This is a genomic window from Hallella bergensis DSM 17361 (assembly GCF_000160535.1).
Classification (GTDB): Bacteria; Bacteroidota; Bacteroidia; order Bacteroidales; family Bacteroidaceae; genus Prevotella; species Prevotella bergensis.
Genome location: NZ_GG704780.1, coordinates 845,393 through 862,804, shown reverse-complemented (window position 1 = coordinate 862,804; position 17,412 = coordinate 845,393). Strand labels below are relative to the sequence as shown.

Here is a 17,412-nt window from a genome sequence, read left to right as displayed (position 1 = left end):
CAAATGACATTTCTAACACTATTCGTTGTCATACCCCTCCTGATGTTGCTCGGCCTGTGGATTGCCCGCAACGACAGTCAGGTGCGTGGGGTCATGGTAGTTGGCTCGGTCGCCTTGCTGGCCTTGGCCATCTATCTCGTCTTCGCATTCCTCGGAGCGCGCGCGACCATGCCCGCCGAACAATACCCATTCCTCTTCGGCGACGCCATACCTTGGTTCGAACCTTTGAATATATTCTATAGAACAGGTGTCGACGGCATAGCCGTTGTCATGATTCTGCTCTCGGCCATCATTGTGATTACCGGAACCTTTGCATCGTGGCAATTGCATCCCATGCAAAAGGAGTATTTCCTCTGGTTCACGCTCCTTTCCGCCGGCGTGTTCGGCTTCTTCATCAGCGAAGACCTCTTCACCATGTTCATGTTCTATGAGGTAGCCCTTATCCCCATGTACCTGCTCATTGGCGTATGGGGAACCGGACCGAAGGAATATTCGGCCATGAAGCTCACCCTGATGCTCATGGGTGGCTCTGCCCTGCTCATCATCGGTATTCTCGGCATCTATTTCTTCAACGGACAATATAGTGGAACCTACACGATGGATGTCGTGGCCATTGCACAGAGCCATGCCATTCCCGTGTTTGTCCAGAAGGTGTTTTTCCCGTTCATCTTCATAGGTTTTGGCGTTCTGGGCGCTCTCTTCCCCTTCCACACGTGGTCGCCCGACGGTCATGCTTCAGCCCCTACGGCTGTTTCCATGCTCCACGCCGGTGTGCTGATGAAGCTCGGAGGCTATGGCTGTTTCCGCGTGGCCATGTTCCTCCTGCCCGATGCCGCCCGTGAGTTGTGCTGGATATTCCTTATCCTCACCACCATTTCCGTGGTCTATGGTGCCCTCTCGGCCTGCGTGCAGACCGACCTGAAGTATATCAACGCCTACTCCTCGGTGTCTCACTGCGGTCTGGTGCTCTTTGCACTCTGCATGATGACGCAGACTGCCATCAACGGAGCTGTGCTCCAGATGCTCTCCCACGGTTTGATGACCGCACTCTTCTTTGCTGTCATCGGTATGATTTATCACCGCACTGGCACGCGCGACGTGCGCCGACTGGGCGGACTGATGAAGATATTGCCCTTCTTGTCCGTGGCCTATGTCGTGGCCGGTTTGGCCAACCTCGGACTTCCCTTGTTCTCCGGTTTCGTGGCTGAGATGAACATCTTTGTGGGAGCCTTCCAGGTGAACGACACGTTCCATCGCACCTGTACCATCATAGCCTGTACCTCGATTGTCATCACCGCGGTCTATATTCTCCGCGTGGTGGGCAAGATACTCTATCAGAAGGTGCCCAACCAAGACTATTACAAGCTCACCGATGCGACATGGGATGAGCGTCTTGCCGTTGGCGCACTGATCTTCTGTGTGGCCGGACTCGGTACGTTCCCACTTTGGGCACAGAGCATCATCAACGACGCTGTGGGTCCCATGATTCAACATATCATGGGCAGCACAATAATTGCAGGAATGTAAAAAAGATAGCCTCTCCCCCTTACCTCTTCGCTGATAGGAGCGGGTGGGAGAGAAAAAAAGAATAAGAATTATGCAAGTTGATTACAGTCAGTTTTTAAATATGATTCCGGAGGTCACGCTGATGGCCGTCTTGGTCATTGTGTTCATGGCAGACCTGTTCACAGCCGCCAAGCCGGGCGAACAGCAGCCCCGCCAGTGGTTCAACCCGCTGGTCAGCGTACTTCTGCTGGGACATCTCCTCATCAATATCATGCCCACGGCCGATGCCACGGCTTTCGGAGGCATGTATATCACCGGTGCGGGCATTGGAGTTATCAAATCCATTCTTGCCTTCGGCACACTCATCGTCGTGATCATGGCACGCGAATGGCTGAACCGTCCCGACACCACCTTCAAGGAAGGCGAATTTTATGTCTTGGTCATCGCCACCCTGTTGGGCATGAACATGATGGTGAGCGCCAACCACTTCCTCCTCTTCTTCATCGGCCTTGAGTTGGCATCCGTGCCCATGGCCTGCTTGGTGGCCTTCGACAAATATCGTCACCACTCTGCCGAGGCCGGAGCCAAATTCATCCTCACTGCCACGTTCTCCAGCGGCGTGATGCTCTATGGCATCAGCTTCCTGTATGCAGCCACGGGTACGTTCTATTTCGACGACATGGCACACCACCTCACCGGCTCTTGGATTTCCATCATCGGGTTGGTGTTCTTCTTCAGCGGATTGGGCTTCAAGATTTCCCTCGTTCCGTTCCACTTCTGGACAGCCGACAGCTATCAGGGTGCACCCACGGTGGTCACCGGATACCTCAGCGTGGTGTCCAAGGGTGCGGCCGCATTCGCCCTATGCTCCATTCTGATGCGAGTGTTTGCCGACATGGTGGAGCATTGGCAGTATATGCTGATGGTTGTCATCGTACTGTCTATCACCATCGCCAACCTCTTTGCCATCCACCAGAAAGACCTCAAGCGCTTCATGGCGTTTAGCTCCATCTCGCAGGCCGGCTACATCATGTTGGCCGTGGTGGGCAATTCAACCATGGGCGTCACCGCACTGTCCTACTATGTACTCATCTACGTGGTGGCCAACCTTGCCGTGTTTGGCATCATCGCCGCCGTCGAGGAGCACAATGGTGGCGTGGTCAGCATGGATGCCTATGATGGGTTCTACAAGACCAACCCCCGCCTGTCGTTCATCATGACCATCGCCCTGTTCTCGTTGGGTGGCATTCCTCCGTTTGCAGGCATGTTCTCCAAGTTCTTCGCTTTCATGGCAGCCGTGCAGGGGGCGGACATCAGTTCTACCATCGGCGCTACCATTTATGCCGTAGTGTTCATCGCTTTGATTAACACCGTTGTCAGCCTCTACTACTACCTGCTCATTGTCAAGGCCATGTACATCAAGCATAACGACAACCCACTGCCCACCTTCCGCAGTCATGTCAACACCAAGTTGGCGCTGGCCGTTTGCACCCTCGGCATCGTTGTCTTCGGTGTGTGTAGCTATGTGTACAACTGGATTTATGCGGCCATGGTATAATCGGCTTCGCTTCCCATTCCTCTGATTACAGGATTGAGGGGAGCAGAGCAGAAAGAACATACAAACAAAACCAGCCACGTCTCCATGAGAGATGTGGCTGGTTTTGTTCTGTCTCTACTTATTCTCGTTCTGTTTTCATGTTGTCTTCCAAGTGTGACCCCTTAACCTTTCTATGTAGAGATTAATTTAAGCGTATGCACTTTCAAAAATAGTAAAATATAATTACCGTTTTTGGAGCATTATTTTCGAGTCATCCAGAGAGAAAAGCGCCATCTTTTTTCGACATAGCCGAGCCTGGCATTTCCCAAACGCATAAGTTTGTTGCGATGGGAACCTTCTCATTGGGCGGTTAGGCCTTTGTGGCTGCGCGGAAGAGCCTCAGTCGCACGGCGGTTAAGGCTTTCCCGTCATGCCGTTCAATACGCAATCGCAAGTAGGAAAATAGGAAGAAAAAGGGCTGCTTTTCTAAAACGGCTGACAGTCAAGCGTTTGCGAAACTCCGCCTGTTTTTCGTATGTCGAGCGAAGTCAATCTTATTTTCAAATCATCGAAAATTTGAAGACATTTTGTCAACATGTTTAACCTTTCATGATGACGCATGACTGCAAACCGAGATAAAGGCAAACTGCTCATGATAAACCCAACGTCCGTGGACATATCCTTTCGATCTTGATACGAGCGAACGTCTTGTTATTCTTGCAGTATACATGTTGCTGTTTGTTGTCCTCAAATAAACCATAAAGAAACACGACATTATTGCTGAATAGTTGTATTTTTGTCAAAAGCTTGTTAAAAGTGTCTAAACATTTGTCTTTGGAGCCATATAGCATCTGCCATATATTGTATCGGCATTGTTTTTGCCATACGATCAATAGTATTGAATCACACGATCAGTGTGTTCAACAGTATTAACATTTAAAATTAGAAGATATGATACACGGACATGAAGTAATCCAAATGATGAGAGGCAACAGTTATCCAACGCGTGAAAGTCTCGTACAGGCTATTATAGATAAATTCGGGGCCGACGCACGATTTCAAACTTGCTCGGCAGAGAATTTGACTGCCAAGCAGCTTGTGGAGTTCTTGGAGGCTCGCGGCAAGTTCATGCCTGCTGGCAGCGATGGATTTACAGTCGACGAAAGCAAGGTTTGCAACCATTAAACCAACTGGAGTTTTCAATTCAAAATTCATAATTCATAATTCACAAATAAGCTAGCGCGATGTAATTCGTAGGGGCGTGATTTATCACGTTCCGCCTGTGTTTGACATCATTTGTGTGTTGAGGCGGAACGTGATAAATCACGCCCCTACGTAATAGAACGATTTAGGTTCGGTTAGGCAGAGGGTGTGGCGATATTCTAATATTGTTTGCGCCGCAAACGCAAAGATATTTTGCGATGAGCCTTATGTCTATAAAAAGATATTCTCCGGATATTCTAAGATGCCGCATAGCGGTACGGAGGAGATTTCAATTCATAATTCAAAATTAGGCTAACGCGTTGTAATTCATAATTCAAAATTCATAATTCACAATTAAGCTGCGCGGTTGCAATTCAAAATTATTCGCAAGCTCATCAACTCGTCACAATTGGCTGAGCGTTGAGCAAGTTGATACAACAGAAACGGTGGAAGGTGAAGAATGATGAATGAAGAGGGAAGAGTTAAGAGGGAAGAATCACCGCGCAGCTTAATTGTGAATTGAAAATTGTGACGAGTTGATGAGCTTGCGAATAATTATGAATTAAAAAACCGCGCAGTCAATTGTGAATTGAAAATTGTGAATTATGAATTGTTAGATTTCATCGTTTGTTTAGTCATAAATATGCAGTTCTATCGCTCGATGACTGGCACTAAGCTGTCATCAACTACGTCTTATTACAAAGAGTTAGTAGGGCAAATGCAGTAAAATATGTGTACAACACCCGCATTTTCGCACACTAATAATAAATAATGGGCACACAGACAAAATTCCAAACAAGAGGAACACGACTTATTCAACAAGCTCACCTACATCAAAAAGTAATCATGCACACAAAAAGAGCAACAAGAAAATACCTATTTTTGGGTATGAACATATTTTTTCTGAATCGAGAAGTTGGAATACCTTTGCACTTCTAATTGGAATTAGCGATTAAAATAGCAAAATGTTGAAAAAAGAACAACGAACGCAAAAGATTCTATCGGCTCGAGCATCCCTTTTTAAGGGATGCTTGCTCATGCTGACGATGCTATTTCTGAGCATCTCTGCCACGAAGGCATACAATGGTACAAACGTAAGCACAGACAAAGCCGAGCAGGGTAGCGTGACCCTTCAAGTTACAGATGCGCTAACAGGCGAACCCATATTAGGAGCTGTTGTGAAAGATAGCAACGGTAAGACATACGTCACCAACGAGTCGGGAACCTGCATTATGAAGTTAGGCAACAGCGATAAGAAGGTGAAAATCACTGTCACATTCGTAGGCTACAAGAGTTACATTTCTTATGTATCAACTCAAACACGTACACTGAATATCAAACTAAAGGAAGACACTCAGCTATTAAGTGGTGTAACGGTGACATCAAAAAAGAGACACACCGACATCATGCAGCAAGCCAAGACTTTGGATCAAAGTATACTCGAAAAAGGTGGTGCCACCTCGTTGGCAAAAATGTTGGAGTCCATTCCTGGTGTGAGTTCTATCAGTGCTGGTAGTACGGTGGCTAAACCTGTTATTCAAGGTATGCACAGCAGTCGTATACTTTTGATGAACAACGGTGTGAAATTGGAGAGTCAGAGTTGGGGTAACGATCATGCGCCAGAAATTGACTACACAGGTGCCAGCATGGTAGAGGTTGTAAAGGGTGCCGAGTGTATTCGTTACGGTTTTGGCGCCATGGGAGGTGTGGTATTGCTCAATGATGCGCCTCTACCCTATGGACACAACAAGCCTATCGTGAAAGGAGTTACCAACATCGGCTATGACACCAATGCCCGAGGGATAAGCGGTTCGGGAAGTATTGAGGCAGGTTGGAAGAATTTCGGTATGCGTCTGCACGGTAACTATACCCGTGGCGGTGATTACCATACACCCGAATACATCATGAACAACACGGGGTACAACAACATCAGCATGTCTGCTATGTGTGGTTTTGAGAACAAGCGCATCACGGCAACAGTGCTTACAAGTTTGTTCTACCAACGCTCTGGTATCTATTTTGGTAGCCAAATATCCGACTTGGCACAACTACAAGAACGATTCCGCATTGGTCGTCCAACAGAGTCGTCATTGCAACCATTCAGTTATGAAATTGGTATACCCTTCCAGCAATCACAACACTTCACGCTGAAGGGTGAGGTGAAATATCGCATCAACCCAAAGCAATCGCTGGATTTGACTTTGTCGTTTCAAGAAAATTTGCGACAGGAGTACGAGAACCGTATGAAAAAGGAGTGGAGCGTCATCCCGATGCAAGACCTTATATTGAAAACATACAAGGGCGACTTGTCATATCGTGCTTCATGGAAGCCTTACAAAATGTCTACCTTCGCAGGCGTGGCAAACACATACCAGACAAACTACAACTTCCCAGGCACCAAGAATCCTGCCTTTGTACCAAACTTTGCGGCTCTCACCATGGGTGGATTCCTGTTGCATAAGGCGACTTTCTTTGAAAAATTGCAATGCGAATTGGGCTTGCGTTACGACTTTAGAGTAATGAGCGTGAGCGGTTACACGACGTTGAACAAGTACGACTATTACGATGACTTCAAGGTTTACAGCAATTTCACCTCGAGCTTTGCCACTCACTATCAGTTTAACGACAACTGGGACATGCGTGCGAACATAGGTTGGTCGTGGCGTCCACCAGACATCAACGAGCTTTATGCCGTCGGATTGCAAGAAGGTTCTTACTGGGTAGTGGGCAATAGAAACCTAAAGAGTGAGCGCGGATGGAAGTCTATCTTAGGCGCAAGATATCGCAACACATGGGTATCTGTAGAGCCAAGCATGTTCTACCAACACATCAACAGTTATATATACGACCATATCGGCTATGGCGCTAATCGTTTTCATAACAGTCCAAGTGGAAAATACGCCAAGTTTATGTACGATCAGGACGATGTGAGACTGTATGGTGGCGATATAGAAGCTACAGTAAATCCCATTAAAGGACTCAGTATCGTAGCAAAGGGCGAATGGATATTTGCACGCAACATTACACGAGACGACTGGTTGCCTTTCATGCCATCAGACAGGTATGGACTGTCAGCCAACTACGAACATGTCTTCGGAGCGGAGAAAAAGATAAAGGCATCGTTCTCTCTCTCTGGCAACTATGTCACAAAACAGGAACGTTTCGACCCCAACAAGGATTTAGTGGCTGTATCGCCCGACCCTTACTTCTTGCTTGGCACCACAGCAGACGTTGCTTTTAAGCTGCCCAGCAACAGGGAAATAAAGGTAATGTTAGTAGGCGACAACATTCTCAACACATTATATAAGGAATATACAGACCGATTTAGATATTATGCGCACGAACGTGGCATGAACTACTCTTTGCGCACAATCATCAAATTTTAAGAAAATGAAGTTACAATATAAGACAATAATGCGTTCAACTATTTTAGCTGTAGGATGCTGCTGCATGCTTGCTGCATGTTCTACCAATGATGTTGATGATTTCTTGAAAACAATAGTAAAAGCTCCTCCTGCTTCTATCGAGTACAATGGCAAGGGACACTCACAGATATATGCAGTGAGTGCCGTACTTAGAATGGGGTTCAAGGGCGGTAACATAAAGGTTGGAAACTTTGGTGCCGACAACAGTATAGACAACACATACGAACAAGACTCGTACAACATGATAAGCTTGAACACGGATAAACCAACAGACTATCCGCTCATGCAACAAATAGAGATAAGCAAGGGCGACAACGGACAAATGCAAATTACGAGTCAGCGCGACCATTTTGATGTAGTTGCGTCAGATGACGTTTATTACGGACTTGAGCTTACGTATTATGGAGCCAATCATCAACAAATAAATGGTGAGTTCATACAGTTCTATTACAAGAAAAATGGAGAGCCAGACCTCGATAACTCCACGCTGGTACAGCACCAACACTTCTTTACCATTGGCAACGAAGTATTGGAACACAGTTACACTATAGACGGTAAAACCATATCCAAGAACAGTAAGCAGGGTTTTTATCCACACACACTGGATGAGAAATCCACCTATTATCCAGAACTTACTTTTGAAATGGAGGGCGACAAGTTAAAGACCTGTGACATCACCACTACCAATGCACTGCTTGCACCCGAAAGTGGAAACAAATCAGAAATCATGCCATATGACAGCACTCTGATAGACAAAGCGATAAATATATTCCCCACGCTGAAAAGAGATCAAGCCACATGGACTGAAAATGGCTATAAATTCTTTCAAACACTCACCATGCCACATGCAGCAGAACTTACCAACAAGTTGTTTACATACCAATACCGAGATACCGACCCATTTGAAAAACAATTGGGATATGAATATCAAGAAGGTAGCGGTGACGGTGGCGTAGTTGACGATGGTACAAATGCACTGAGACAAAGACAAGGCGACTTCGTGGAATTACTGCATCAATGCCGGAGAATAGGTAAGGGTCCAAACAATTTGGACAGAATGGGATTCAAGGGTGTGTTACAGTTTAGCCAAGCCAACACTGAATTTGCGATGCAAATAAGTCTATGCAACATCGTATCACAAATGGATAAATCAAAGAATGCTATTTGGCCCAAATATGGAAATGATAATCCAGATGCCGACTCAAAGACTTGTTCTGAAATTCCAACATTCGGAAATGGAGAAGGTAGAGGACTTTATAATTTTAATGAAATAAAATCAGAATGGAGTAATCACGACATTGATATTCCTTTAACATTCCGTGTCATTGCGGACATGAAAGATGGAGACAAGAAGTTCGTGAAAGATTTCAAAAAGTTCTATCCTCACATGGATACCAATGAAATCAAGAATTATTTCTTCAATCCTCAATATTTGCTGTCCAGGAATCGCAAGAATATATTCGTCATGTAGACTTCAGCTAAATGGAAGGCATTTGCGCATCATCATTCCCCAGATGGCTGACACGTTCTCCTAACTAAGGAAAAATTACACACACGGCTAAAAGGAGTGAGAGTATTTAGCAAAGTGCCAATTATACTGGACTTTCTAATCAAGACATTTACAATAAAATAATAAAATGAAAAAATATAGTTTTTGTTTTGTTCTTATATTGATGCTATGTACATCATGTGATGATTTTATCTTTGGAAACATGAACATCAATTACAACGAAAACCCACTTGAACACAAAGAAGTACCACACAGCGGTGCGGATGCCATGGTTGACAGCTTGAAGAAAAAAGCTCCCTTTGGTGATACCATGAGTAATCCCGACCAAGATGGTGCATTCAACAACTGGGCTCGTTGCTTAGTCATGTTCAAGGAAGGACACTCACACGGAGATGAAAAATTTCATGGCAATTATGTTTACCCAGCAGCGCCATGGAGACAAGAAGAATTTGTCATAGTAGAAAACAACTCACAAAAGTTTCCTACTGTAAAGGTGGAGTGGGAAAAGAGTATTCAAACTGTTTTTGAAAAGAAGTTAGACAAGCCTACTCCCCAGCAACCTTACATTCGCCTTATAGGTGGAGATAAAAACCTTTGGGGTATATGCTTGTACTTCTTGGATAAAGATGGGAAGTTGCTTAACGATGAGATATACAAGCACTCTGATGAGTATCAAATATTTTTTACCATCAGCGACGTTGACGATAAGGGTAACCCATACAAGATTGAAGACTGTAGAGGTACATGGGAAGTTGACAAAAATGGGAAAGATGGCAAAGTAGACGATCATCCCGTCGTATCACCTTATTTCGAAGGAGTAGATAAGGACGAAACTTTAGGTCACGATATCTTCATGCGTAGACAAAATGCAACCAAGAATTTGTTTGAATATGCCTACCGTGACACATGGCATCAGAATGCCATGGCTGACGGTATGCGCGAGTTTTACAACATTAGGTTGCTGCCACCCCTTGATGCCACCAATGCTAATTCATGCGCTTCTTATGATAAGGACTGTGTAGGACTAAAAGGACATATCAACTTTTATTATGAGGCTAACGAGCCTTCATCTAACTTTAGACCTGAAATAGACGGACGATATGGGTATGTAGAAAAAAATGACACGTGGCCCTTTAAGGTAAAAGGTTTTTCTGATGAGCCGGTAGTATATAGCCGTCCTTCATATATATTGCCCTACTTCTATCTTTCCATAAGAGTTATGAAATGTCAAAAGGGAAAGAAGGCATATATTCCTAAGGCTATCATTGCCAACAAGGAGCTGGACTATGCTGGATATTGGGACTGGATGAAGAGCGAAAAAGCCTGTGCACCTTTCTATAATCCTTTCTGGCAATCGAAGAATACAACCCTCGAGGTTCCTGAATGGAAAGAGCTTATACGCTTCAACATACCTATTAAGGTGTATTGCAACAGGTTCGACTCAGATCCTACAAATGTTTCTCCTTCAGAACCATATTATTTTTACTTAGGTAGAGAGATTGGATTAACAGGAAAACAAGCATACGAAGCAGGCCAAAATGTTAAGACGCATGGTTTTGGCGCATTTGGTAACTGGTTCCTCTAATTCATACAATTATTATAAACAACAATAACTGATAAAAAGAAAGAACAAAATGAAAAAGATGATGTTATGCGCATTGGCAACAATTGCGCTTTTCGCAAACTGTACACGCGACGGACAACCAGAAGAAAAGAAAAATACCGCTGAGACAGAAAGCACAGACCTGATTATCAGGGACATTTACTATGCTGGAGACTTCGTGGAGACACCCAAAGGCTACAAATCTGAAGAAACGGATGACAAGTTTATTTCCGTCTACAACCCTACCGACCATGACATAAGCCTTGAGAACATGGCTTTGGCACTCTGTCAGTACAACGCTGTTGACAAAATCAACTTTGACAAACCTAATTGCGATTATAGACAGAAAGGGTTTGGCGTTTCCAATATGATTGGGTTCCCTAAAGATAAAAGTGGCATGCCATACATCGTAAAGGCAGGCAAAACCATCGTTATTGCCATGAAAGCCATCAATCATGCGGAAGGATACAAGAAGTTCTTGATAGAGAATGAAGAAGATCCAACCAAATACAAAGGTGTCGAAAAGCTTATCGACCTTTCCAATGCCGACTTTGAATGGGGGCAGAATGGTAACGAAAACGTTCCACACATGACATTCCTCTATTGCAAGGAAGACGACAAAGAACAGGAAAACAGGATGAAAGAGGACAAATCGAAAGTCGGAGTATGGGATGAAGACGACGATGAGTATGTACCTTTCGGATTTGAGCGTAACTTCACCATTGCGCTGATACGTTTGGCAGAACCTATCGAGAAGATTAAAGAGAATATGAACAATGCCAAGATAAATGAAGCGTTGCTAAAAGAAATTGAAGAGCCGACGGCAAAGTATGGACGCTATGTCATGTGGAACGAGAGTGGACATCACTCACATTCACAAATTCTCATGTTCTTACCGAACCAATGGGTCGTAGATGCTGTAAACGTAAGGTTCAAAGGAGTTACGACTGAAAAAAGTTTCCCTATATCGGGTACACTGGACAAAGGTTGGAATGGCGTTTACGAAAAGGCTGATGACAAAATAGACGTTGGTGCAGGCAAGATGATAACTCGACGTTTCAATGGAAAAAGATTATCTGATACAAACAACTCATCGGTTGACTTTGAGGTCAAGAAAGTAGTTGTACCTACGAAATAAGAAGGCATGGGCATTATAAATGCCTGCCTTCTCTTGCTAAACATCATGAAATAGGTTTTACCTAAATATGGGCGTAGTGGACATTTGGTAGGCTGAAAAAGCTCCAGATGTTTGTAATGGACAAATGGTAGGCTGGCAATTTCCAGCCTACTTTGTTATATTCAGAAATCCATCAATAAACTTCTTTTTGTTGGTATCGCTTAATCCGTTATGGTTCAGTAAAGCTCTTTTAAGTTGTGAGTTGTAGCCTTCCAACATATTGGTTGTATTCGGTATGTTTACCTCCGTATGTTCTTCATTTGTAAAGAGCCACTTGAGATGTGTTTTTAAAGACCTCTTGGCAGTCCTAAGTCGTAAGTGGTCTTGCCTGAAATAAGAGTCGTTCTTTCATTCAGAAAATCCTCCCACCGGGCACACCATTTACCAAATTTCATTATATTACTGTCCGCTAAACCAACCTTCTCCATGCCCAACCTCCTGATTATCATCAGTTGGGCATGTTTACTCACTTGGACAAGCCCCCCTGTTAGTTTTCGATTACCTCCGGGGGTGCTTCTGATGCCTGTGCCAATAAAATTTTAAGATCACCATCGGGCTGGTTGAAGAATTTTTCCAGATTGAGATGTTTAGCGGACAGTAATAAATTGTGAATTGAAAATTGTGACGAGTTGATGAGCTTGCGAATAATTTTGAATTTTGAATTGCCACCGCGTTAGCCTAATTTTGAATTTTGAATTGCCACCGCGTTAGCTTAATTGTGAATTATGAATTATGAATTTTGAATTAAAAAAGGTGATAGCATATAGCTATCACCCTTTTTGATTGAGATTGTGATTGATGATTAATGGGTTATCACCAATTTCTGATTCACGGTCTTGCCGTCTACCTGCATCGAGATAACGTACACACCGCCGGGCAGTTGAGCCTTCAGGCGAGCCATGTCTTCGGGCAGGCGCACCTTCGCAACCTGTTCGCCCGATGTGGCATACACAGTGGCCGGACCGTTCCAGGTTGACGTCGTAACGTGCTGGATGTCGGTGGGCAAGTTGTCGAATGAGGTTGCCGTGGTGTTCATCAGCATGAAGCGGTTGCTGTCCATGCCAGTGTTACGCATTGAGTAAGTGTAAGAAGTTACGTCCTCACTCAAGTCTACCAGCTGGCGAGCCGTGTAGTCTACCAACTTTAGATGCTCGTACTGTGGCAGGTTGTGCTTGCGAATGGTCAGCGTGTACTGTTCGCTGTCGCTACCCTCAACGGTAACCTGCTGTTGGGTAAGGCTGGCAGTGGTGTTCACCTGCATCTGTCCGTCGGCTGTCTGCACATACAGACTGGCAGGCGCACCGGTCAACAGTTTGCGGCCATCCCATCCACGGTCGTAGCCGTCTGTGGTACCTTCGGCCTCGATGAGCCAAACCACGTCGCTACCCTTGCTACTCTCCAAAACCATCTGTACGGCGCCAGGCACTTCTGCCGGAGCATAGAAAGGTTTGGCCATGGCTGCCCGCTCGTTCTTCACTACACTATTGTAGGGAACTGTCACGGTAGCCTCATTGCCCAACTTGGTCTCTTCCTTGGTGAACTTCAACAAGAAGCCCTGCATGGAAGGTATCGACTTGTAACCAATGGTTGCTGCTGTGTTCTTAGGAACAGCCAAGTAGCCACCTGCTGCCACATTCAAATCTTGCGTTCCGTTGGTCGTCTTATTTTCATACCAGTTGTTGAAACTACCCGTATGGTACACATATACCGTAGGATCAACCTCTTCGGGGAAGCTAAGCTTGTCAATATCGATGGCAGCTGTGTAAGAGTTGGCAAAGATGTTTTGTCCCAATCCCCAATGCTTCTCGCCCACGTTGGTAGATTTAGATGCTGTTACCTCCGCTGCCTGGCGTGTCAGCGTTAAGTTGTGGTCGCACAGGTTCAATTTACCGGTCAGTGCATATACCTTCGGTGCATCCTGTGTGAGCTGATAGCCCACGAATGGAGACATCGTGTTGTCCTTGGTCAACCAGCTCCACTTTTGGTAATACTGTTCCGTACTGTTCTTGGCCTCCGAATAAGATTGCAGGTAAGAACCCTTGAATACGGGGCTTGGTGCCGTTTCCGTCACAGGAATACCAATCTGTTGCCATGTGTAAGGCTCTGCTATTAACATGCGGCCATAGGTTGGCGAGCCTTGAAGATTGTCTTTCGTCCTTATCTTGTCGGTGCCAATCTTCTGTCCGCGTCCATAGAGCTCGACCGTTGCATATACATCAGAGCTGCATGGCTCAGCATACGATACGGCAAACGAGCCGCCAGCATCCGTTCCATTCTCGTCGGTCTTAATCACCAACTTCTTGGCATCGTCCGGCTGATTGTAACCTACTAACGCAGTAGAAACCACCACACTACTCTTCTTCGATACCACAAGAGCCTTGTCTGACTGGTTCTCCAGTGTTCCGATGGTCAGCACCTTGCCCTCTGGCAATACACAGTCGTTCTTGGCTGCGCCTTTCTGTGCAGGGTTCTTGGGATTAGCATTGTTTGCCTCAGTGGCAAATACCACGTCCTCACCATCTCCCGGCACCTTTACTGTCCAGTTGTTTTGATTCTCAAACTTGGTGTCCTCATTACCTACCCAAAGGTTTTTCTCCATCGTTCCCGTGCAGTCGCCAACAGTGATGATTACCTTACGTTCGCCACCAGAGCTGCCAGCACAGGTAGGTATCGATTGTGCAAACTTGGTACCTACGGTGAACTCATACGTTCCTGCTTTGGGGAAAGTGGCGTCTATGGCGTTACCTGTACCAACCTCAACTGTCTCGCCTGTGTCAAGATTCTTGCGAGTCCATGTCACATCATACATATAGGTAGACACGGGTATCTCCAAATGATTGGGAGCAAGTCCCTGACCATAGCATTTCTCTGCCCACTCTGCTTCTACTTCAGGAATTCCTACAGGAGAGATATAAACATTCGACACCTGTGCAGGACAGCCACCGCCATAATTATACTCTGCAGTTACCTGATACCATCCCTCTGCAAGTCCGCTAAACACGCGAAGAGATGCATCTGCGCCCTTATCTTCGGTGATCTTCACTGTCTCTATAGCTTCTCCCTCGGGAGTTACAATACCATTCTTCATAGTGGCTTTCTTCAGTTCGTAGTGCAATGGATAAGTTGCTTCAAGCCCACGCTTGATGCCCACGCTGATAAGACCCGAGTTGGAGCCATTCCGATTGCACATCGCACCTTGCACCTCGAAAGCACCGTCGCCCTTGGTCGAAGGAAGAGGAACCTTGAATGACTTGATGGCATAAGTGTTCTTGCCAATATGTACGCCGGAAACATAAGGTATAAACTCACCCATCATCACCGAATATTTCTTTTCGCTTTCATTGCGTGGATGATGTATGTCTATGGCTATTTCAAAATTGCTCAACTCTTGGGCATCCAGTTCATGGTGCTCCTGATAGCGAACTTTACCTCTATTATGTTTCCAGTCATCTCTTCCCTGATAGTAATCCATCTCCATCCAACCCGGACAGTCACCAAGGTCAGGATGGAAAACACCAAAGTCTAAAAGAACCTTGTTCTCACCACATCCTGCCTTAATCTTGAATCCATTCTTGTAGCCATCGGTATTACATGGAATATACCTACGGACATTACCACGAGCAGTGTTGTCTATCTTTAAGGTAGCAGTGTTGGATGCGTTCCCACAACGGTCGTGCAATGTAATCTTGTACTCTCCTGCAGGCATATCGTAAAGCTCGAACCCAGATTGCACCTTACCGTCGCCATCTTTTTTAGATTGAGTTGGAGTCATGTTCTTCAGCACAATAGGAAATTTAAGTGTGTAATCGTATTCCACATCACTGAGGAACTCCGTAACCTTGTATGTACCGGTTGGCGCGCCATCAGCTCTTTCAATCGTGATGTCTGCGCTATTGACAGCAGTGGTGGTATAGAAAAGCGTACCACCTGTATTTCCGTGAAGACCATAGTGACAACTGGGTATCAATTCGTTGCCGTCTATTTTCAGGGTTTCTTGTTTGGGCGGTGCTACAACAGCCTCTTTGGAAAGTTTTACCGTGCTACAACCATCATCATATACGATGCGGTAAGTGCCAGCACCATACGCGTTGAGGTCAATGCTGCGACGCGGTGCGCTTTCAAACAAGTTCACACCATCGAGTGGCACATCGATGGGTAGTGTTTTCCAGCTGCCATCTCCTTGTTTTTGCTGAATTTGTGCCTTTGTTCCCGTGGGGAAGTAGTATTTAATGGTACCACCGGTGATGGTGTAGCCTAGCGCGTAGTTCGAACTGATGACATTACAATTATCGTCGAGTTTTACACTCGCATTGGGTACCAGTTTCATGGACTCTGTGCTAAAATGCTGAGACGCCGGTGCTCCAAAGTTAACCACTCTGGTAAGTGTACCATATATTTGTTTCATCTCTCTGGTACACAGGTCCTCATAACTCAGATATAAATAACTATATGTAAAGTCGGTTCCGGTGTTGATAACCTTGAATGTAAGATATTTCCTACTACCGGATAAATCGCTCTTGCTGGCATCATACTCCAGTTTCGCCAATGGGGTAGATTTCCCGTCATAGTTCAGTCGAGCAGATGTCTTGATCAGCTCTATCTGTTCTTGCTGCGCCTCCGGCGAGCCACCATAAACTTGAAAGCGAATATAATCATTAAACTGACAATTACCCAAATACTCACGATAAAAATCATAGGTATGTGCCACCTTTGGTCCACTGGCATTTCCCATCTCTGCATTGATTGTAGCTGCCGTTGTCGTACTGGGGCATACACCATTTTGCGTATCTGCCACGGTTACCTTCACCTTATCACCTGGAGAAAGCTTGGTAACTGTCCAAGTACGGGAGCTGATGGCATCGTTACCTGAAGTCTGGGTTGTCACCGTCCCATCTGCACTTGTGATTTCAGCCGTATAGTGGAAAGGGCCTAAACCATCTTTCACTGTTACCTTAACGCTACCGTTGTTGCTGCCATTGATGGAGCAATAGGGATCTGACTGGGTATATTTCATGGTTGGCGAAACATACGTTTCGTTGATTTTCTTCACCTCTACCTGCCCAGCATACTCTTGTTTTTTGCCAGTAGTGATAAGGAAGTACACGTCGTATGTTCCTTCGGAAAGGTTATACCATGTTTTAGTCCATGTGTTAGGATCGGTTGACGACTGAGTCAAATTTGCATCATCCAACAGCTGCACACCATTTACCGTAATAGTATGATCCGGATCACCTGGCTTACGAATTTGCGCGGAGCCATTAGGCTTAACTCCGTTCGTGCCTGTTACACTTAATGTAACAGATCCCCCAGTGGCTCCACAACCAATGTCTATCTTAGACACTTTGTAGGGATAGCTTTGTGCAAAGGCCACCACACCAAAGGTGAGCATCATGACGAGCATGAGCAGGCAGCGTTGCCACACATCATGAGGTCTGCTTGACCTCGGAGAAG

At 45.5% G+C, this 17,412-nt stretch carries 8 protein-coding genes and 1 pseudogene; 7 read left to right on the top strand and 2 right to left on the bottom strand.

The window, feature by feature from the left end:
• Positions 1–3: 3 nt before the first annotated feature.
• The 7 genes from HMPREF0645_RS03250 to HMPREF0645_RS03220 all read left to right on the top strand — a co-directional run bounded on the left by HMPREF0645_RS03250 (position 4) and on the right by HMPREF0645_RS03220 (position 11,922).
• Positions 4–1,527 (top strand): complex I subunit 4 family protein, encoded by a 1,524-nt coding sequence (locus HMPREF0645_RS03250; protein WP_007173425.1) that lies wholly within the window; start codon positions 4–6, stop codon positions 1,525–1,527.
• A gap of 70 nt (positions 1,528–1,597) precedes the next feature.
• Complete coding sequence (locus HMPREF0645_RS03245) at positions 1,598–3,064, top strand: NADH-quinone oxidoreductase subunit N (protein ID WP_007173424.1); 1,467 nt, start codon at positions 1,598–1,600, stop codon at positions 3,062–3,064.
• A gap of 930 nt (positions 3,065–3,994) precedes the next feature.
• Positions 3,995–4,228, top strand: coding sequence for a YecH family metal-binding protein (locus HMPREF0645_RS03240; RefSeq protein ID WP_007173422.1), 234 nt, complete (start codon positions 3,995–3,997; stop codon positions 4,226–4,228).
• Positions 4,229–5,211: 983 nt separating this feature from the next.
• Entirely contained in the window at positions 5,212–7,632 is a 2,421-nt protein-coding gene (locus tag HMPREF0645_RS03235) for a TonB-dependent receptor (RefSeq protein WP_007173420.1), read from the top strand.
• Between the two features lie 64 nt (positions 7,633–7,696).
• Positions 7,697–9,142: a hypothetical protein gene (locus tag HMPREF0645_RS03230; RefSeq protein WP_007173419.1), complete on the top strand. Its 1,446-nt coding sequence runs from the start codon at positions 7,697–7,699 to the stop codon at positions 9,140–9,142.
• 166 nt (positions 9,143–9,308) lie between these two features.
• Positions 9,309–10,766, top strand: coding sequence for a hypothetical protein (locus HMPREF0645_RS03225; protein WP_007173418.1), 1,458 nt, complete (start codon positions 9,309–9,311; stop codon positions 10,764–10,766).
• 49 nt (positions 10,767–10,815) lie between these two features.
• Entirely contained in the window at positions 10,816–11,922 is a 1,107-nt protein-coding gene (locus HMPREF0645_RS03220) for a DUF4876 domain-containing protein (protein WP_007173417.1), read from the top strand.
• A 147-nt stretch (positions 11,923–12,069) separates the two neighbouring features.
• Here HMPREF0645_RS03220 and HMPREF0645_RS14155 read toward each other — a convergent pair.
• A pseudogene (locus HMPREF0645_RS14155) lies at positions 12,070–12,437 on the bottom strand (IS256 family transposase, variant Zn-binding type); the annotation flags it as partial.
• Positions 12,438–12,763: 326 nt separating this feature from the next.
• The gene (locus HMPREF0645_RS03210) at positions 12,764–17,383 is read right to left on the bottom strand and encodes a hypothetical protein (RefSeq protein ID WP_044123261.1); all 4,620 of its coding nucleotides are present in this window, start codon (positions 17,381–17,383) and stop codon (positions 12,764–12,766) included.
• Positions 17,384–17,412: the final 29 nt, after the last annotated feature.